This is a genomic window from Bradyrhizobium liaoningense, assembly GCF_018130955.1.
GTDB lineage: Bacteria > Pseudomonadota > Alphaproteobacteria > Rhizobiales > Xanthobacteraceae > Bradyrhizobium > Bradyrhizobium liaoningense_C.
The window spans coordinates 1-18,553 of the sequence record NZ_JAFCJM010000057.1 but is presented as its reverse complement, the minus strand read 5'-3'; the positions used below and the strand labels follow the sequence as shown (position 1 = coordinate 18,553).

The following is an 18,553-nucleotide window of genomic DNA, read 5'->3' as shown; positions in this document are numbered from 1 at the left end:
GCCGCTGTGCGATGTGGCGAACTTCCGCCGCCTTCCCCACCAGGGCCCCAAAATTCCTTTGCTACGGCAGATTGTCCCGCATCACGATATCGATCCGGATCTTCTCCTGTTCGATCAGGATCGGCTCGCCGCGCGCAAGCGACAGCAGCACGCGCACCGCGGCGCGCGCCTCGTGACCCGGGTTTTGCGAGATCGCCGCATCCATCACACCCTGCAACAACAGTTTTCGCGTCAGCACCGTGACGTCGTGACCGACGAACACCACCTGTTTCTCGCGGCCGCTGTCGCCGAGCGCTTTTGCAACGCCCTGCGTACCGGCACCGACATTGTAGAGACCGACGATGTCGGCGTGCTTGCTGAACAGCCGCGCCAACATCTGTTGCGAGCGCTCGTCCTCGTCGCGCCCCTCGAGCACGGGCAGCACCTCGAGATGCGAGAATTCCGCTGATATCACCTGATTGAATCCAAAAATCCGTTCGGCATGATCACGCAGGCCCTGCGAGCCCGCGACGATCGCGACCTTTCCGGGACTTGCGCCAGTTCTTGGGCCGACGAGGCGGCCGACCAGCGCGCCGGCGGTACGACCTGCGGCGATGTTGTCGATGCCGATATAGTGGTTGCGGCGCGACGACGGCACGTCCGACACCAGGGTCACGACCTTGGTGCCGGCATCGACGAGATCGTTGACCGCGGCCCGCACGCTCGGGTGATCGAGCGCGACCACTGCGACACCGTCATAGTCGCCGCCGATGAGCGCCTCCAGCGAGGCCGCGAGCACGGACGCGTCGAACACGTCGGTTGCGACGATCTCGACCGCAAGACGCCGCGCTGACAGCCAGCCCGTCATCTCGCCGAGATAGGACTCGATCTGCTGCATGAACGGGTTCGGCCCCGACGGCATCACGAAGGCAAAGCGGCGCGCCCGGCCGCGGGCGAGCTCGGCGGCCGCCACATGGGGCTGGAACGAGTTGCGCTCGATCGCCTCCCGGACGCGACGGACCGTGTCCGGACGCACGCCCGGACGGTTATGCAGCACGCGGTCCACCGTCGCGAGGCTGACGCCAGCCTGGCGCGCGATGTCCTTCAGCGTGAGAGGGCTGCTGGGGTCCGGCTCCTTCATGGGATGAAGGCTAGCAGAGGTTATTTGAGGTACGCAACTCATTTTGAGGCGAGAGCGACCCCGATCTCGGAGCGATCGTCGCCTTCAAGCCGCCGAACTCCGATCTGGAGAGCTCCAGTCCCCAACCGTACGCGTCAAGGACGTCCTGCACGATGGCAAGCCCCAGGCCTGCAGCGCCACCTCGCTCGTCGAGGCGGGCGCCGCGCTCCAGCACGCACGACAGGTGCGGAGGCTCGATGCCCTCGCCGTCATCTTCGACGACGAGGGATGGCCAATTGTCACCGGAGGTGATCCGGACGCATCCTGCAGCATGCCGGGCGCCGTTCTCGATCAGATTACCGAGGACTTCGGCGAGGTCGGTCCTATCGAGCGGTACGGATAAGTCGTCGCGGGCAAGGTTCTCGAACCTCACGCGCGCGCCGTCGGGTGTGCGCGACAGCGTTGCGACGATGGATCCGACGAGCGGCTTCACAGGGGTAGACGCTGCGGCGCTGCCTCTGGCGCGCCCGCGAACCCTGGCCCGGGCGAGTTCGCGGTCGACATGGCGGCCCATGGCTTCGCCGACGGACTCGATGTCGCGTGCGATATCGCGCTCGCCCCGCTCCCGAAGTCGAGACGCATCGGCCGCAAGAGCCATGAGCGGCGTCTTCAGCCCGTGCGCCAGGTCGGCGGCGCGGCCGCGCGACCGTTCGATTTCGCGTTCCTGCGCATCGATGAGGGCGTTGACCTCTTCGACGAGGGGCCGGACTTCGGAAGGGACCGACGAGGGGAGATATCGGGTCCGCCGTGCTCTAATCTCAGCCACGCCACGGCGCAACCCGACCAACGGACGCAGGCCCACACCGACCTGGACCCACGTCGCAAGGGCGAGCACGCAGCCGAGAAGTACGAGCGCGATCGAGAGATCCTTGGCGAAAGCAGAACTCGCCTCCGACACCCTCGCCAGGTCCTCGGCGACGGCAAGGCGGACGATCACCGGCCTGCCGCCCGCGGAAAACGTTACGGCGCGCTCGGCAACCAGAACACGCTGACCTCCGGGACCCGACGCTTCGTGCTGATGCGTTTCGCCAGGCCCCAACCGATCGGCCGGGAGTTCCATGGCGAAGTCCCACAGCGAGCGCGAGCGCTGAAGCTGGCCGCGGTCATCGCTGACCTGCCAGTACAGTCCGGAAAGGGGATCGGCGAAGCGTGGATCGACCGGGATCTGCGTCAGCACCAGCTTGCCTTGCGGATCGATGTCGATGCCCGCCAGAAGCTGCTTGAGATGAACGTCGAGATCCTGAGCCAGGGTGCGCGAGACGTGGCGTTCGAAGACGACGACGAGCGCGCCGCCGGCTATCGCGAGGGCGATGAGGATCGCGACGATGCCGCCCGCGACCAGCCGCAGCCTGAGCGAATGCCGGTTCATTCGGGGGCCTCCGGCATGACATAACCGAAGCCGCGCCGTGTCTCGATCGCGTCGGCGCCGAGCTTCTTGCGCACGCGGCCGACCAGCACCTCGAGCGTGTTCGAGTCGTGCTCTTCGCCGTGGCCGTAGACGTTTTCGTCGATCTCCTGCTGCGAGACGACTCGCCCACGATTTCGGAGCAGATGGGCGACCAGCCTGTACTCGAGCGGCGAAAGCGTGATGGGTATGCCGCGGCGGGTCACCTTCATCTGCCGCTCGTCCAGTGTGATCTCTCCCGCTGTCATGACCGAGGAGCCGTGCCCCGCCGAACGCCGCACGATCGACCGCAGCCGCGCCAGCAACTCCTCCATCCGGAACGGCTTCGGCAGGTAGTCGTCGCCGCCGGCGTCGATCCCATCCACCCGCTCGGCCCAGCTTCCCCGTGCGGTGAGGATGAGAACGGGCATGTGGCGGCCGTTGGCGCGCCAGCGCTTCAGGACCGCGAGGCCGTCCATGCCCGGCAGACCGAGGTCGAGGATGACGGCTCCGAAATCCTCAGTGTCGCCGAGGAACCAGGCGTCCTCGCCGTTGGCAACCGTGTCGACCACGTAACCGGATGCTTCGAGCGTGCGCGAGACATCAGACGCGATCCGCTGGTCGTCCTCGACAACAAGCACGCGCATCTCACTTCTCCCTAGTCCGCGCGACTTCGCCGCTACGGGCGTCCACATGGATCTCGAACAGCCGTCCCTTCTCGTCGATGACGCGCAGCTCGTACATCCAGGCACCGGCTTCCCGTTCGAGCTTCACGCCGACGACGTCGCCGGGAAGTTTGCCCTTCACCACCTTCAGAATCTCGGCAAGCGCACGTATCTCGCCGGCCTCGACGGCCCGTCGCGCGTCATCGTGGTCGCGTGCCAACGCCGACGTCCCGCCGCCCACGACCACAAGGGCGGCCGCAAGGATCAGGGCGCGAATTCGGTGCGGGCGTAAGTCCATGAAACAACTCGTCATCGGGAAGATATGGATGCCAGATCTCACCTGACAAATCGCTGACTTGGCTCAACAGGCGCCGGTCAGGCCGCGTCTGGCAGGTTGCCCCGCGTCGCCGGCGCATGGTGCGGCCGGCCACCATCAGGAGATAGCTATGCGCAAGATCGCCATTCTTACCGTCGCGGCCGGGACGCTCGTTGCAGCCTCTGCCCAGGCCGGCAGCCTCGGCAAACCGTGCACGTCGGCCCCCGAGACCCAGTGGCTGCCCATGCAGCAGTTGCAGGCCAAGGTCGAGGCCCAGGGCTACAAGATCCAGAAGGCCAAGCTCAAGAACGCCTGCGGCGAGCTTTACACGCTGGACAGGAACGGCAACCGGGTCGAGCTTTTCGTCGATCCGACCAACGGCCAGATCATCGGCCAGATGTGACGGTTCGCAAATGAGAACCGTGAGCAACACGATCGGAGCCGGCGGCGCGATGCCGCCGGCCACGGTCAAGGTATGGGATCCGTTCGTCCGGATCTTCCATTGGTCGCTGGTGGCCTGTTTCGTGATCGCCTACGCCACCGGCGACGAGATCGAGCGGGTGCACGTCGCGGCCGGCTACGCCATCGGAGGCCTCCTCGCGGCCCGCATCGTCTGGGGGTTCTTCGGTCCGCGTCACGCGCGATTTTCGAGCTTCATTCGTCCGCCGCGCGAGGTGTTTGCCTATCTTCGCGATGTCGCGCTGCTCAGAGCGCCCCGCTACATCGGGCACAACCCGGCGGGCGGCGTCATGATCATCGCGCTCCTTGTCGCGCTGGCCGGCACCTGCGGCACGGGCTACATGATGACCACCGACGCCTACCGGGGCTCCAAGCTGGTCGAACACATCCACGAGTTCCTGGCCAACATGACCGTCGGCCTCGTCGTGGCACACGTGCTCGGCGTGCTGATCGCGAGCTTCGAGCACCGCGAAAACCTGGTCGCGTCCATGATCTCCGGCCGCAAGAGGGCTGCCGACTGAGCGGCGCGCTGAGGTCGCTCGGAGCTCCGGCCGCTCAAGGCGCCCATGACCGCTGATCGCGGCCTAAGCCTCGCCCCGCAAGCGGGGCGATGTGAAGGGCCTATGGAAATGGCCCCGCTCGAGATAATCGAGAGGGGCCACACTCTGCGTCCTTCAAGCCTTGAGGAAGGTCGCAAGATAGAACAGGGCAGCCAAACCGACGGTGATGCCGACGGCCGTTAGGGCCGCCCGTTTGGTTGAAACGTCCCGCATACCAGGCCTCCTTCAGTTGGACACCCCCAGCACCGTCAAGGACCGTTTGTGGTGGGTCGGCGTCTGAAACTCGATGGCTTGGCCAACCGATAGGCCGATCAACGCAGCGCCCACTGGCGTAAGAACCGAAACGCGCTTTAAGGTTATGTCCGCTTCGTGCGGATACACCAGCACCACGTCCCGGACCTCACCGGTCCTGTCATCGCAGAACTGGACCTGCGAGCCCATGCGGACAACCCCGCGCAGTTCGGAATCGTCCGGCACCACGCTTGCACGCTCCATCTCCTGTGCAAGGAAATGCGCCACGCGCGGGAAGAGTGTCGCGCTCGAATTCGCCAGGGCGTTCAGACGCCTGGCCTCATCCTCCATCACCGTGATGGGCGGTAACACGACTTCAGGCTTGCTCTTGCGGTTAGTCTTGCTCATCTCATTCTCTCTCCTTTCCTAAGCGGCCGATGGTCCCGGGTCATCGTCATCAAAGGGCTTTTTGCCCTGGAACATGGGATTGCTAAACAGAACCCTGACAACATCATTCGGATCGGTTCGACTGACGCTTTCGATCCTGACGACGTTGCTGCGCCCGGCGGTGAAGAAGGGGATTTCGCTTCCGACCTTCAGCCCCACCAATGCCGCGCCCAACGGTGACATCACGGGGATTTGGGTGCGCTCGGACGCGTAGTCTTCGGGATACACCAGTTGCCTCGTCTCACGAGGGAAGCCCCAGTTTATCCAGAACGTCACCCAGGATCCCATGGTGACAATGCTGTCCAATCTGGCCGCGCGATCAGGGACGATTTCCGCACGCCTGATCTCACTCAACAGAAGACGTGCATCCGCGTCGCCTTGAGCTGCGCCCACGCGCGCGAGCCGCTCCAAGCGGCGATGCTCAGAGGTCGAAAGAGTGACCTCGGGGATGGAAGGAATGCTCATGACATGCTTCCTTGTTTGGCTTCCCATGGGAAAGCCACACTCCAAATCTGGTTGGTGAAGGGAGTGGTATCCGGACGGCACCAATTGCCGTCCGGCTAAGCTCCTGCTTGGAGCCGTCCGGCGCGCAAGCAACGCCGCGCAATGCGCGGATCGATGTCGAGGACGTAGATCATGTCATCACCAACATAGGATCTTCCGCCCGCCCCTGCATCGCGACCAAAGCGCGCACGGACTGCGCATTCCCTGACGCGAAGAAGGTGAAGGGGTCGGCGCAGAAGCCATACTCTCTGGAGGTCTAGCCGAACGATTGTTGCGAGGCGCTTCTTGCAGCCGGAGGCAATGCGCAGCGGGCCGCTACGCGCACCCGCTCGATCTCATATCGAGTGGGGTTAGCTCAAGCGTCAGAAAAAGACTGTTGCGGTCTTCGACATAGCCCTCGAACGGGCGGCAGAACGTAAAGCCGTGCGCCTGGTAGAGCGCGTGCGCGGGCCGAAAATAATCCCATGAGCCGGTCTCCAGGCTCAGCCGCGCCATGTTGCGGGCGCGGGCTTGATCAATGATGTGGCGGAGCATGCGGCCGGCAAAACCGCGACGGCGCGCGGCCTCCACTGTATGCATCGATTTCACCTCGCCATGATCAGGCGAGAGCACCTTCAACGCTCCCGTGGCGACCAGCGTCTCGCCGTCCCAGCCGGTCCAGAACGCGACGTCGGGCGCACGCAGCCCGGCGAGATCGAGCGCATGGGCGCTGCCCGGCTCGGTGTGCGCCCGCGCGGTCGTCACGTGATGGTCGAGCAGCGCGATCACGCGCGGGTCATAGGTGTCGCCGGTCCTGATCTCCATGACGCCCCTCGCCTTCACGGCCTGACATCGCCCGCAAGCTGCTTCTGCATCAGCACGAGATCGAGCCAGCGGCCGAACTTGCAGCCGACCTCGGGCATTCGCGCGACCTCGGCGAAGCCGAGCGAAGCGTGCAAAGCGATCGATGCGGTATTGGCGGATTCGATGCCCGCGATCATCACATGTTTGCCCATGGTGCCGGCGCGCTCGATCAGCGCGCTGACGAGGCTGCGGCCGATGCCGAGCCGGTGATGCCGCGCATCGACATAAACGGAATTCTCCGCGGTGTGGCGATAGCCGGGCCACGGCCGGAAGTCGCCGAACGAGGCAAAGCCGACCACATGCGCGCCGTTCATAGCGACCAGCACGGGGAAGCCGGCCTGCTGGCGGGCGCCGATCCAGTCGCGCCGCGACCTGAGGTCGGACGCGCCGTCGGTCCACACCGCCGTGGTGTTGAGCGCGGCAAAATTATAGATCGCGAGGATGTCCGCGGCGTCTTCCATGGTGGCATCGCGGACGATCAGCGGCATCATTCCCTCCCGTAGGCTGTGCCGCGCCTGACGACGATGACATAGCGCGCGGGCTGTTTGGAGTCGTTTTCGAAGATCACCGAGCGCATGACGTCGAAGTCGAGGCAGTCGCCTTCGCGCAGCCGCTGCGTCTTGGCGTCGATATGGACGCAGATCGCGCCCTCCAGCATCAGGAGTTGCTGGGTGAAGGCGTTGCGGCCCCAGGGGCTGTAGGACACCCGCGCGCCGGCCGGCAGGTCGACGACGATGACCTCGATGCCGCTTACCGCGCCCGTCGGTGACGCATGGCGCCTGACATAGCCGCTCTCGGGATCGCGCCATTGCGGCTGGTCGGCAAGCCGCACCAGCCGCTCCGGCGGTTTTTCGGCAAGCGCTACGACGTCGCTCAGGGACACGTCGAGCGCGGCGCAGAGCCTGTTGAGCAAGGCCGCCGTGGCGCTGCTCTGCGCGCCCTCGACCCGGCCGATCATGGCGCGGCTGACACCGGAGCGCGCGGCGAGCTCGTTCAACGTCATGCCCGCATTCATCCTCAAGGTCTTCAATCGGCGACCGATCGCCTTGTCGAGCTTTTGCTGGTCCATGGCCTTCGTTTCCGAACAAGCCGGCCGCCGGACCGCCCGCCAAGGCAAAGCTGAGATTAGCGGAGCGGGACGCGTACGCCGGGAGCGACGGTCTAATATATTGGAATCTTTGCGCGCCGTGCAGCTCCGACTAGGATGCGTCCAAATAACAACGGACCGGGAGCCAACGACATGAGCGGACCGACGCAGCGGACGATCAGGGCCAACGGCATCAACCTGAACGTCGCCGAACAGGGAACGGGGCCGCTGGTGCTGCTCTGCCACGGCTTTCCGGAGGGCTGGTACTCCTGGCGCCATCAGCTCGAAGCCCTGGCGGATGCCGGCTACCATGCGGTCGCGCCCGACATGCGCGGCTACGGCAAGAGCGACAAGCCCGAGGCGATCGACCAGTACACGATCCTGCACATGGTCGGCGATCTCATAGGCGTGCTCGATGCCTTCGCGGCCAAGGACGCGGTGATCGTCGGCCATGACTGGGGCGCCTCGATCGCGTGGCACACGGCGCGGCTGCGCCCCGACCGTTTTCGCGCCGCCGCGATTCTCAGCGTCCCCTATCGCCCGCGCAGCCCGGTGCCCCCGACCAGCGTGATGCCGCAGACTCCGGATGCGCAGTTCTATCAATTGTATTTTCAGGAGCCCGGCGTGGCCGAAGCGGAGTTCGAGGCGGACCCGCGGAAAACGCTGGCTGCGATGCTGTTCGGCGGCTCCGGCGAAGGCGTCACCGCCATTCGCGCCATGGCGGCGGCGAGCGGAAAGCCGTCCAGAGGCGTCGGCATGGTCTCGCGCGCAGACGGCATGCTGCCAAAAGTGCCGGTCCCGCTGCCGTCATGGCTGAGCGCCGCCGATCTCGACTATTACAGCGCCGAATTCGCCCGCAGCGGTTTTCGGGGGCCGCTCAACTACTACCGCAACATCGATCGCAACTGGGAGCTGATGGGCGCCTTCGAGGGCGTGAAGGTGATCGTGCCCACGCTGTTCATCGCCGGCGACCACGACATGGTCATCGCCTTCCCCGGCGCCGCCGAGCATCTCGCCAACATGAAGCAGTGGGTACCAGAACTGCGCGAGATCAAGATGCTGCCGGGCTGCGGACACTGGACGCAGCAGGAGCGGCCGGAAGAGGTGAATGCGGCGATCGTGGAGTTTTTGCGGGGGTTGCCGAACTAGTCCTGCGAAGCGCGTGAGCACGAAGCAGGATGGAGCGGGCGAAGGGAATCGAACCCTCGTATGCAGCTTGGGAAGCTGCCGTTCTACCATTGAACTACGCCCGCGAGATGCGTGGTCACGCCGCTCCTGATTAGCCGAGACGGCGCCGGTCGCCAAGCGCTTTGGCGCCACAGGCGCCACGCATCTTAACCTCCTGGCAAGATTTTGGATGCGCCGGATTGTGGCGGTGTTATGATCGGAGGCGTCGGGGAACGTGGTGCACAGGGCGGGGCGTGCACATGGTGGGGCGTGCTTATTCCATTTTCGACACGGCGATGGGCCGCTGCGGCATTGTCTGGAGCAATGCCGGAGTGGTAGCCGTGCAATTGCCGGAGGCGCGGGAGATCGACACCCGCCGCCGGATCTATCAGGCCCATCCCGAAGCCCGCGAGCAGCGCCCGGCCGACAATACCGAGCTTGCGATCGAGGGCATTGCGGCAGTGCTGCGTGGCGATCACGCCGATCTTGCCGAGATCGGCCTCGATGCCGGCAACGTGCATCCCTTCAACCGCCGCGTCTACGAGCTTGCCCGCACCATCCCGCGTGGGGAGACGCGGACCTATCACGAGATCGCCAAGCAGCTCGGGGCCTCCGGCGCGTCGCATTCGGTGGCGCAGGCGATCGCCAAAAATCCGTTCATGATCATCGTGCCCTGCCACCGGGTGCTGGAGGCCGGCAATTATGCCGACCGCATCTCGGCCTATGGCGGCGTGATTTCGAAGCGGCGGCTGCTCTCGATCGAGGGCGCGCATCCGGTCGCCAGCAAGACGCTGTTCGAGGTGCTGCTGCCCGTTGCTCCTCCCCGTCCCTCCACCTAGATAGGTTGGATGGAAGCGACCACCCTGCTGACGACGCCCTCGATGACGGTGTCGCGGTTTCGCTGCGATGCGGGACCGGACGACGCGCCGTTCGCCGAATGCCGCAACGGCCATTCGATCGCCTATGTGCGCGAGGGCAGCTTTGGCTGCCATTGCCGCGGCAAGTTCTTCGAACTGGTCGCGGGTTCCGCGCTGGTCGGCTACCCCGGCGACGAATACACCTGCACGCATGAGCACGTGGCCGGCGACGAGTGCCTGTCCTTCTTCCTCAGCGAGGACCTGGTCGATGCCGTCGGCGGCCGCCGCGAGACCTGGCAGGTCGTCGCCACGCCGCCGCTGCCGGAACTGATGGTGCTGGGCGAGCTGGCCCAGACGGCAGCAGATGGCAACAGCGATCTCGGCCTCGACGAGATCGGCCAGATCTTTGCCAGCCGTTTTGCCGAGGTCGTTTCCGGCAAGCCGCGCAAGCAAGCCGCGCCGACGGTGCGCGATCGCCGCCGTGCGGTGGAGGCGGCGCTGTGGATCGACGACAATTCCAGCCAGGAGATCGACCTCGAGGAGGCCGCGCGGCAGGCGGGGCTGAGCCCGTTCCACTTCCTGCGGCTATTCTCGAGTGCGCTCGGCGTCACCCCGCATCAATATCTCGTGCGTTCGCGGCTGCGGCATGCGGCCCGGCTGCTGACAGATGATGACATCGCGGTCACCGATGTCGCCTATGATGTCGGTTTTGGCGATCTCTCCAACTTCGTCCGCACCTTCCATCGCGCCGCCGGCGTTTCGCCGACGAAGTTCCGCCAGGCTTCAAAAGGCGAGCGCAAGATTCTCCAAGAGCAGCTCGCCTGCAACTGAGTAGCGTCGTCTCCGGCTCGCACCCAACCGGCGCGATTTGCAAATGGAGACGACCATGTACGACCACATCGGAATCCGCGTCGCCGATCTCGACGCCAGCACGCGCTTCTACACCGCCGTGCTTGCCCCGCTCGGCTTCGTGCTCTGCACCAGCGGCGACGGCTATGCCGGTTTCGGCCCCAAGGGCGAGCCGGCGCTCTGGCTGCATCTCAACAAGGGACGGAAGGCCGACGGCGCCCACATCGCCTTCCGCGCCAAGGACCACGACGCTGTGAAGAAATTTCACAGCGAGGGGCTGAAGAGCGGCGGCAGCGACAATGGCGGCGCCGGTCCGCGCAAGGATTACAGCCCGACCTATTTTGCGGCGTTTTTGATCGATCCTGACGGCAACAATGTCGAGGCGGTTTGCACGTGAGCTTGAGCTTTTGACTCCGTCATTCCGGGGCGGTCCGAAGGACCGAACCCGGAATCTCGAGATTCCGGGTTCTCGCTTCGCGAGCCCCGGAATGACTCCATCTCATAGGGATCTCTCATGGCCTCCATCCACAACGACGTCCCCCTCAATGCTCCCGCGCACAAGGTGTGGGATGCGGTACGTGATTTCGGCGCCTTGCCGGAGCGGCTGGTGCCGGGCTTCGTGACAAAGTGTCAGCTCGACGGCGATGCGCGCATCGTCACCTTCGCCAATGGCTCGGTGGCGCGCGAGACGCTGATCGATTGCAACGACGCGCGGCAGCGGCTGGTCTACGCCATCAATAACGAGCGGCTGAAGCACTACAGTGCATCCGTTCAAGTGATTGCGGACGGCGAGACAAAGTGCCGTCTGCTCTGGACCATCGACATGCTGCCGAACGAGCTCGCGCCTTACGTCGAGGGCCAGACCAAGGAAGCCGTCATCGCCATGCACAAGGCGTTTCCGCCGTCTGCCGGATAACCGCGGCCTCGCTCAACCTCTCCCGCTTGCGGGAGAGGTCGACGCGCTCGAAGAGCGCGGCGGGTGAGGGCTCGCTCCGCATTGGGGGCGTCGATTGTGGAAGCAGCCCCCTCCCCAACCCTCCCCCGCAAGCGGGAGAGGGAGCGCACCGTCAGTATGGCTGCATCCCGCGCTAGCGCCTCCGTGATTTTTCTCACAGAGCCCTCCCCTCGCCCGCCCTAACCATGGCTGCATGTGAGCAAGCCAAAGGAGCGAGCTATGCGAGGTGCGGACAAGGTGATCTGCCAGGCGGCCGCCGTGCTGCTGCTGTATTCGATGACGAGCGTGCCGGCCAAAGCACAGTTCGCCGGCTTCGGCGGTGGCGCCGGTGGCGGCGACATGATGACCCAGATGGCGCCGATGCTGGAGATGATGAAGGCCAGGATGGGCAAGCGCCGCTTTGCCATGCTGATGCAGACCATGGGCCCGATGATGAGCGGCATGATGGAGAATGGCGGCGGCGGCCTCGGCGGAATGATGGGCGGTCTTGGTGGTGGCAGTTTTGGCGGCGGTAGCTTCGGCGGCGGCTATGGCGGCTACGCCCCGATGGGCGGCGGCTACATGCCGTCAGGCATGGGCGGCGGCGATATCATGGGGATGCTCGGCGGCGCCGGCGGCGGCGAGATGATGAGCATGATCCCGCAACTGATGCGGATGGCGAATGTCGGCGGCGGCCACCGCCGCCACCGCAGGCATCGTTAATCTGCGGCCGACAGCGCCGGCCGGATTTCCGGCTTGGTCTCGCGCGGGCCCCAGCGCGTCAGCACGACGCTGGAGCAGGACAAGATTCCGAGCACGACCATCGAGCTCGCCGCGAGCCAGAAGAAGCTCTGCGCCGACGCATCATGCGTCGACAGAAACCAGCCGCACGCCGAGATGTAGATGAGCCGCGCGGTCTGTGCCAGCACCGGGCCGAGCACCTTGGCCGCACCTTGCGAGCAGAAGTACATCGTGGAGGCGAGGCCGATGAAGGCGTAGAACGGCGCCACCGTCGAGAGATATTGATGGCTCGCGGCCCGCACGGTCGCGTTGTCGGTGAAGATATTGACCCAGAGATCGGGGAAGATCGCGACGAGGCATGCGGGCGTGCCAACGGCGAGGAAGGCGGAGATACCGGCCGTCCATGCGATGCGGCGCGCTCGCGCAATCTTCCTTGCGCCGATCGCCATGCCGATCATCGGCACCGTGGCGATGCCGAACGAGAACGCGATCGAGGTCAGCAGAAATTCGAGCCGGGCGCCGACGCCATAGCCCGCCAGGATCGCCGTGCCGAATTTTGCCAGCATGTGGGTGAGGATCGAGATCGTCAGCACCGATTGCAGCGGCGAGAAGCAGGCGATCGCACCGACCTTCAAAATGTCGAAGAACATCGCCCACTGCACGCGAAGCCCGCGCAGCTTCGGCACCACGCGCGCGCGGCCGGAGAACAGGTACCAGCCCATCACGCCGATATTGAGGGTGTAGGCGATCAGCGAACCGGCCGCGACGCCGCGCATGCCGAATTGCGGGACGGGCCCGAGGCCGAGGCCCAGCGTGCCGCCGAGGATGATCTGGCACGCTGCCGAATTCAGCATCAGCAGCGAGGGCAATTTCATGTTGCCGGTGCCGCGCAACACGCCGGCCATGGTGTTGAGCAGCCAGGGCAGCACCGCGCCGCCGAAGAACACTTGGGTATAGGCGATCGCATGCGTCAGCACCTCGCCGCGGCCGCCTAGCATCTCAAGCACTTTTGGCCCGAAGATCAGCATCCCCAGCATGAAGACGAGGCCAAAAGTGATGCCGATCAGGAAGGCGTGCGAGGCGAGCGTCGAGGCGCGCTCACGATCGCCGGCGCCGAGCGCGCGCGCGATTGCGGAGGCTACCGCGCCGCCCATGGCGCCGCCGGACATCGTCATCATCAGGATCACGCAGGGGAAGACCAGCGCCATCGCCGCCAGTGCCTCGACGCCGAGCCTGCCGATATAGGAGGTCTCCGCGATCACGACGCAGGTGCCGGCGGACAGTCCGATCACGTTCGGCCAGGCGAGGCTCAGCAGCGTGCGCAGGATCGGCCCGTCGAGCAGCGTGCTCTTCACCGGCCGTGGGGCCGGCGGCAGCGGAAGCTCCTCCTCATCGACCGGAATCTCGGCGACGCCGACGTCGGACATTTCCTCTCCCGGGCACGAAACGCCGCTGACGCGGCGGGGGCAATGACTGCGTGTGCCAATTGATTGTTTCGCGCAAAAGGCGCGGCAGGCGTCTTGTTAGCACGGGACGGGGTGATTCCGCCTGCGTTCGGCGCAGGGGGCCCCTGCGGGAGGGCATGATGTTCACCTCGCCCCGCTTGCGGGGAGAGCATAGGCCGCCTTCGGCGGCCGTTCTGAGAAACGCCGAAGCGAAGCTTCGGCTATGCGCGAAGCGTCGGGTGAGGGGGAGCTTCCGCGATCACGGTGCCAGCTAGACTCGCGGAGACTCCCCCTCACCCGGATCGCATCTGACGATGCGATCCGGCCTCTCCCCGCAAGCGGGGCGAGGCGAAGTGCGCGGCGCGACCGAGCTCTAGCCGATAGTCCAATTGAGGGGCGGCCGGCCGTTAGGCGCCGCCTTCATGTCAACCCGGATATGCCTCCCACATCCCGCAGCCAGCCCCTCGAACAGGCCCTTCAGCACGTTTGCGCAGGCGCGGTGATAATCCGGGACGTCATCCATCAGCTTCCAACTCTGCTGGCGGATCTCGAAGGCGCCTGCAGACTCGCCGACATCAGCGGCATCGTCCTGCGCCGCGAAGAGTGCGGTGAGGAACGACGAAAACTCCTTCGCACCGCCACGGCTCGCGGACAGTGCTGCGGCGACCTCGTCAAAATATTGCATGCCGATCAGTTTTCCCGTGAGATGCAGGAGATAGCCGGCATCCTCGGGGCCAAAGAGCTGCACCATCACGGGCGCCGCCGTGCGCACATATTCCATGGCGTAGTTGCGATAGGCTTTCTCGAGCCGCGGTTTTGGCCAGCTCGACACCGGCAGCGCCGGCGCGGTCTTGGCGTCGAACATCGGCGCTTCGATATGCCGCGCGAACACCAGGCGCTGGTCGAGCTCGAGCGGGTGATCGTATTCGTGATAGTAGCCTTCGAGGCCGTCCTGGCCGTCGACGCTCTGCTTGGTGCAGACGAAGCCGAGCCGGAGGTCGCGCAGCGCCACGCCATTATTGGCGTGCCAGCCGCGCAGCATCGCGCGCGACACCTCGCCCGGCACGCCGCAGATCGCGGTGCCCTTCCAGATCCAGCGCGGCGGCGGATAGCGGATCCAGGCTTTGCGGTCGCTCTCATACATGTATTCGACATGCACGCCGCCGATCCAGTTGGAGAGATAGTGATATTGCGCAGCCGCGACTGCGGGCGGGAGGTGGCTGAGGCCGAGCTTTTCGAGCCCTGGCAGAAAGCGCTCCTGCTGCTGGCGGCGAAACACGCGGAACACGAACTCCGCCGCATCAGCCGTGCCGCGTCGCGTGACCACGGTGAGGATGAGGCCGGTGAAGTAGGCGTGATAGAGATCGGCCACGCCGCGCCAGCGTTTCCATTGGGCTTCCTGCGCGGTGTCTGCAGCGGTCATGTTCGCTCCCGATCATCGTTTCGATCGAGTGTGTCACTGCCTCCAGTGACAGGCAACCTGACGCGCATGCAGGGCGCCCTGCATGGCGGCGGGGCAATTCCGCTTCACGAAGTTTTCGGTGCAGAGGCTGCCCTGGCCGCGCGCTCGCGCTCGACCCTTTCGGTGACGTCGCGCGCCATCGCCACCGATCCCTGCACTTGGCCTTCGGCATCGCGCACCAGTGCAAACGTCATTTCGATGTAGAGCTTTGTCCCGCTCTTATGCAGCGCGCGGGTCAGCGTCGGCTTCCCTGCGAGCTTCATGGTGCCGCTCGCAAGTGCGGCCTCAAATCCCTTCCAATGCGCGGCGCGCAAATGCTCCGGGACGATCATATCGAGATTTTGCCCGAGCGCGTCATCAGCCGTGAAACCGAACAGCGCGGAGGATGCGCGATTCCAGCGCCTGATCGTGCCGGAGCGATCGGAATAGATCAGCGCGTCGGCGACGTCGTCGAGGATTCTGGCGTCGAGCTGGGATTGATTTGTCATCTGAGGCCTCGCCGAAAAGTAGCCCGGAGGAGCATAGCGTAGTCCGGGATTTTCTTGGTGGCGAGATTGCGCTTCGTTCCCTGACACACATTTCGGTGTCATCGCCCGGCTCGACCGGGCGATCCAGTATTCCAGAGACGGTGACGACTACGGAGAAGCTGCGGCGTACTGGATTCCCCGCCTTCGCGGGGAATGACACCGGAGAGAGATCGCGAGATCTGTAGCCCGGATGGAGCGCAGCGTAATCCGGGATCGTGCACACAAGCGAACGTGTCCCGGATTTCGCTGCGCTCCATCCGGGCTACAGCAGATCGCTACACCCGAAAATGCTTGCTCAGCTTCAGGCCCTGCGCCTGGTAGTTCGAGCCGATGCGCTGGCCGTACATGGCGTCGGGCCGCGACAGCATCTTCTCGTAGACGAGGCGGCCGACGATCTGGCCGTGCTCGAGGATGAAGGGCACTTCGCGCGAGCGCACCTCCAGCACGGCGCGCGCGCCCTGCCCGCCGGCGCCGGCATAGCCAAAACCGGGATCGAAGAAGCCGGCATAGTGGACGCGGAATTCTCCGACCAGGGGGTCGAACGGCACCATCTCGGCGGCGTAGTCCGGCGGCACCTGCACCGCTTCCTTGGACGCAAGGATGTAGAACTCGCCGGGATCGAGGATCAGGCTGCCGTCGGTGCGCGCCGCGATCGGCTCCCAAAAATCCTCGATCGCATAGCCCGCGCGGCGATCGACATCGACCACGCCGGTATGCCGCTTGGCGCGATAGCCGACAAAACCGCCGCCCTTCTCGCCGGAGAGATCGACGGAGACGGCGACGCCGCCGGTCAGATCGGCATCGTCGACATCGACGAGACGCTCGGTGCCGTGCAGGGCCTCGAGCTCATCGAGATTGAGGATGGCATCGCCGGTGCGGAAGCGCACCTGGGACAGCCGCGAGCCTTCGCGCACCAGCACCGGAAACGTCTTTGGGCTGATCTCGGCATAGAGCGGGCCGTGATAGCCGGCGCCGATCATGTCGAAGCGACGGGTGCCGTCGGCTATCACGCGGGTGAAGACGTCGAGGCGGCCGGTCGAGCTTTTCGGGTTCGCGGCTGCGACGATCTCCGGCGGCAGCGCGAGGCTTTCAAGCAGCGGGACGATATAGACGCAGTTAGTCTCGAGCACCGCACCGTCGGCGAGGCTGAACTCATGCAGCTTCAATTCGTCGATACGCTCGGCCACGGTCGCGCCGGGGCCCGGCAGAAAGCTCGCGCGCACGCGGTAGGCGATGTCGCCGAGCCGCAGGTCCAGGCTCGCCGGCTGGATCTGGCTTTCGACGAAGTCGTAGGCGGGCAGGATGAGGCCGTCCTCCGCCATCGCCGCGATCATGCGGTCGGGCAGGATACCATTGGCGTCGGCGGCAACCTTGAAAGTCACCCTTGGGTCCCCAGGATCGGTCAACTGCACCCGAAATACAGCAAATTCAGCCTTTTTACCGCTAGCCGATGCAAGCCTTGACGGAAAGGGTTCGGCGGAATAAGAGCATCACTTATCCCGTGGTGATTTGAGCCGGCCGGCTTGCAGCCACGTTAAATAAATCGCTAAACAGGCCGGGGACACGTGTGATCCCGGCCAGTGGAGATATCCAGGCCGGTTTTTTTGTGACCATTTTCGGATGGTCCTTGGAGGTCACATGTCGAAGTCCCCGGCGTCAGCCGCTCACTACCGTCCCGAAACCCGGCTGGTCCATTCCGGCACGCTCCGCTCGCAATATGGCGAGACCTCGGAGGCGTTGTTCCTCACGCAGGGCTACGTCTACAACAGCGCCGAGGAGTGCGAGGCGCGCTTCAAGGGCGAAGATCCCGGCTTCATCTATTCGCGCTATTCCAACCCGACCATTGCGATGTTCGAGCGCCGCATGATCGAGCTCGAGGGCGCGGAAGCGGCGCGCTCGGCCGCGACCGGCATGGCGGCGGTGACGACCGCGATCCTGGCGCCGCTCAAGGCGGGCGATCATTTGGTCGCCTCCCGCGCTCTGTTCGGCTCCTGTCTCTACGTCGTGCAGGACCTGCTGCCGCGCTACGGCATCGAGACCACGCTGGTCGACGGCCTCGATCTCGACCAGTGGAAGCGCGCGCTCAGGCCGAACACCAAGACGTTCTTCCTGGAGAGCCCGACCAACCCGACGCTCGACGTGCTCGACATTCCCGCCATCGCCGATATCGCGCATAGCGGCGGCGCGCGGCTCGTGGTCGACAACGTGTTCGCCACCCCGATCTGGCAGAGCCCGCTCGCGCTCGGCGCCGACGTCGTGGTCTATTCCGCGACCAAGCATATCGACGGCCAGGGCCGGTGCCTCGGCGGCATCATCCTGTCCTCGGAAGCCTTCATCGCCGAGCACGTCCATAATTTCATGCGCCAGACCGGGCCGTCGATCTCGCCGTTCAACGCCTGGGTCTTGCTCAAGGGCCTGGAGACGCTCGGCGTGCGCGTGCGCGCGCAGACCGACACTGCGGGGCGCGTTGCCGAGGCGCTCGCCAGCCATCCAAAGATCTCGCGCCTGATCTATCCGGGCCGCGCCGATCATCCGCAGGCAGCACTGGTGAAGAAGCAGATGCGCGGCGGCTCGACGCTGGTCGGCTTCGAGGTGAAGGGCGGCAAGCAGGCGGCCTTCCGCGTCCTCAATGCGCTGAAGCTCGCAAGGATCTCCAACAATCTCGGCGACGCCAAGAGCCTGGTGACGCATCCGGCGACCACGACGCATCAGCGCCTGAAGCCGGAAGACCGCGCCGCGCTCGGCATCAGCGAAGGCTTTATCCGCTTCTCGACCGGGCTGGAGCACGCGGATGATCTGATCGAGGATCTCGCCGCGGCGCTGGAGAAGGCGTGAGGCTTGAGCAACCGGCGAGATGGGTAACAGTTCAAACCGACGACATGGGTAACACAATTCTTGTTTCGTTCAGGTCTGTTG

At 65.2% G+C, this 18,553-nt stretch carries 22 protein-coding genes, 1 tRNA gene and 1 riboswitch; of the genes, 9 read left to right on the top strand and 14 right to left on the bottom strand.

The window, feature by feature from the left end:
• Positions 1-61 precede the first annotated feature (61 nt).
• From JQ632_RS31080 to JQ632_RS31065, 4 genes are read right to left on the bottom strand one after another with little or no spacing between them, the layout of a single operon-like run.
• Positions 62-1,120, bottom strand: coding sequence for a LacI family DNA-binding transcriptional regulator (locus JQ632_RS31080; protein WP_212406469.1), 1,059 nt, complete (start codon positions 1,118-1,120; stop codon positions 62-64).
• Positions 1,121-1,130: 10 nt separating this feature from the next.
• Positions 1,131-2,528, bottom strand: coding sequence for a HAMP domain-containing sensor histidine kinase (locus tag JQ632_RS31075; protein WP_212406468.1), 1,398 nt, complete (start codon positions 2,526-2,528; stop codon positions 1,131-1,133).
• A complete protein-coding gene (locus JQ632_RS31070) occupies positions 2,525-3,190 on the bottom strand; it encodes a response regulator transcription factor (RefSeq protein WP_212406467.1) in 666 nt (221 codons plus the stop codon). The genes JQ632_RS31075 and JQ632_RS31070 overlap by 4 nt, the downstream gene beginning before the upstream one ends.
• Position 3,191: 1 nt before the next feature.
• Complete coding sequence (locus tag JQ632_RS31065; protein ID WP_212406466.1) at positions 3,192-3,506, bottom strand: PepSY domain-containing protein; 315 nt, start codon at positions 3,504-3,506, stop codon at positions 3,192-3,194.
• 148 nt (positions 3,507-3,654) lie between these two features.
• On the opposite strand from JQ632_RS31065, the gene JQ632_RS31060 reads away from it, so the two are divergent.
• Positions 3,655-3,927, top strand: a complete 273-nt coding sequence (locus JQ632_RS31060; RefSeq protein WP_212406465.1) for a PepSY domain-containing protein — start codon at positions 3,655-3,657, stop codon at positions 3,925-3,927.
• A gap of 10 nt (positions 3,928-3,937) precedes the next feature.
• Positions 3,938-4,504: a cytochrome b/b6 domain-containing protein gene (locus JQ632_RS31055; RefSeq protein WP_212406464.1), complete on the top strand. Its 567-nt coding sequence runs from the start codon at positions 3,938-3,940 to the stop codon at positions 4,502-4,504.
• Positions 4,505-4,768: 264 nt separating this feature from the next.
• Here the strand turns inward: JQ632_RS31055 and rnk are convergent, their stop codons facing one another.
• The 5 genes from rnk to JQ632_RS31030 form a co-directional block, all read right to left on the bottom strand.
• Positions 4,769-5,182, bottom strand: a complete 414-nt coding sequence (gene rnk, locus JQ632_RS31050; protein WP_212406463.1) for a nucleoside diphosphate kinase regulator — start codon at positions 5,180-5,182, stop codon at positions 4,769-4,771.
• A gap of 18 nt (positions 5,183-5,200) precedes the next feature.
• Positions 5,201-5,686 (bottom strand): GreA/GreB family elongation factor, encoded by a 486-nt coding sequence (locus JQ632_RS31045; protein ID WP_212406462.1) that lies wholly within the window; start codon positions 5,684-5,686, stop codon positions 5,201-5,203.
• Between the two features lie 354 nt (positions 5,687-6,040).
• Positions 6,041-6,529: a GNAT family N-acetyltransferase gene (locus JQ632_RS31040; RefSeq protein ID WP_212406461.1), complete on the bottom strand. Its 489-nt coding sequence runs from the start codon at positions 6,527-6,529 to the stop codon at positions 6,041-6,043.
• A 14-nt stretch (positions 6,530-6,543) separates the two neighbouring features.
• The gene (locus JQ632_RS31035; RefSeq protein ID WP_212406460.1) at positions 6,544-7,056 is read right to left on the bottom strand and encodes a GNAT family N-acetyltransferase; all 513 of its coding nucleotides are present in this window, start codon (positions 7,054-7,056) and stop codon (positions 6,544-6,546) included.
• A complete protein-coding gene (locus JQ632_RS31030) occupies positions 7,056-7,637 on the bottom strand; it encodes a helix-turn-helix domain-containing protein (RefSeq protein ID WP_212406459.1) in 582 nt (193 codons plus the stop codon). The genes JQ632_RS31035 and JQ632_RS31030 overlap by 1 nt, the downstream gene beginning before the upstream one ends.
• Positions 7,638-7,808: 171 nt before the next feature.
• Here JQ632_RS31030 and JQ632_RS31025 point away from each other — a divergent pair, with 171 nt between their 5' ends.
• Positions 7,809-8,804 carry an alpha/beta fold hydrolase gene (locus JQ632_RS31025; RefSeq protein ID WP_212406458.1) on the top strand — a complete coding sequence of 332 codons (996 nt, stop codon included), beginning with the start codon at positions 7,809-7,811 and terminating at the stop codon, positions 8,802-8,804.
• A 30-nt stretch (positions 8,805-8,834) separates the two neighbouring features.
• Here JQ632_RS31025 and JQ632_RS31020 read toward each other — a convergent pair.
• Positions 8,835-8,908 (bottom strand) — tRNA-Gly (locus JQ632_RS31020).
• Between the two features lie 174 nt (positions 8,909-9,082).
• Between JQ632_RS31020 and JQ632_RS31015 the strand changes: the two genes are divergently transcribed.
• The 5 genes from JQ632_RS31015 (at position 9,083) to JQ632_RS30995 (ending at position 12,185) form a co-directional block, all read left to right on the top strand.
• On the top strand, positions 9,083-9,661 hold the full coding sequence (locus tag JQ632_RS31015; protein ID WP_212406457.1) for a methylated-DNA--[protein]-cysteine S-methyltransferase: 579 nt from the start codon (positions 9,083-9,085) through the stop codon (positions 9,659-9,661).
• Positions 9,662-9,670: 9 nt separating this feature from the next.
• A complete protein-coding gene (locus JQ632_RS31010) occupies positions 9,671-10,510 on the top strand; it encodes an AraC family transcriptional regulator (protein WP_212406456.1) in 840 nt (279 codons plus the stop codon).
• 55 nt (positions 10,511-10,565) lie between these two features.
• A complete protein-coding gene (locus tag JQ632_RS31005) occupies positions 10,566-10,925 on the top strand; it encodes a VOC family protein (RefSeq protein WP_212406455.1) in 360 nt (119 codons plus the stop codon).
• A gap of 117 nt (positions 10,926-11,042) precedes the next feature.
• Entirely contained in the window at positions 11,043-11,444 is a 402-nt protein-coding gene (locus JQ632_RS31000; protein WP_212406454.1) for an SRPBCC family protein, read from the top strand.
• A 258-nt stretch (positions 11,445-11,702) separates the two neighbouring features.
• Positions 11,703-12,185: a hypothetical protein gene (locus JQ632_RS30995; protein WP_212406453.1), complete on the top strand. Its 483-nt coding sequence runs from the start codon at positions 11,703-11,705 to the stop codon at positions 12,183-12,185.
• On the opposite strand, the gene JQ632_RS30990 is transcribed toward JQ632_RS30995, so the two are convergent.
• The 4 genes from JQ632_RS30990 to JQ632_RS30975 form a co-directional block, all read right to left on the bottom strand.
• Positions 12,182-13,630, bottom strand: a complete 1,449-nt coding sequence (locus JQ632_RS30990; RefSeq protein ID WP_212406452.1) for an MATE family efflux transporter — start codon at positions 13,628-13,630, stop codon at positions 12,182-12,184. The genes JQ632_RS30995 and JQ632_RS30990 overlap by 4 nt on opposite strands.
• Before the next feature lie 391 nt (positions 13,631-14,021).
• Positions 14,022-15,071: a hypothetical protein gene (locus JQ632_RS30985; RefSeq protein WP_212406451.1), complete on the bottom strand. Its 1,050-nt coding sequence runs from the start codon at positions 15,069-15,071 to the stop codon at positions 14,022-14,024.
• Between the two features lie 104 nt (positions 15,072-15,175).
• The gene (locus JQ632_RS30980; protein ID WP_212406450.1) at positions 15,176-15,598 is read right to left on the bottom strand and encodes a PAS domain S-box protein; all 423 of its coding nucleotides are present in this window, start codon (positions 15,596-15,598) and stop codon (positions 15,176-15,178) included.
• A 314-nt stretch (positions 15,599-15,912) separates the two neighbouring features.
• The gene (locus JQ632_RS30975; RefSeq protein ID WP_212406449.1) at positions 15,913-17,019 is read right to left on the bottom strand and encodes a 2'-deoxycytidine 5'-triphosphate deaminase; all 1,107 of its coding nucleotides are present in this window, start codon (positions 17,017-17,019) and stop codon (positions 15,913-15,915) included.
• Positions 17,020-17,128: 109 nt separating this feature from the next.
• Positions 17,129-17,208: riboswitch (SAM riboswitch) on the top strand.
• Positions 17,209-17,275: 67 nt separating this feature from the next.
• On the opposite strand from JQ632_RS30975, the gene JQ632_RS30970 reads away from it, so the two are divergent.
• Positions 17,276-18,472, top strand: coding sequence for an O-succinylhomoserine sulfhydrylase (locus JQ632_RS30970; protein WP_212406448.1), 1,197 nt, complete (start codon positions 17,276-17,278; stop codon positions 18,470-18,472).
• The last annotated feature ends 81 nt before the right edge of the window (positions 18,473-18,553 follow it).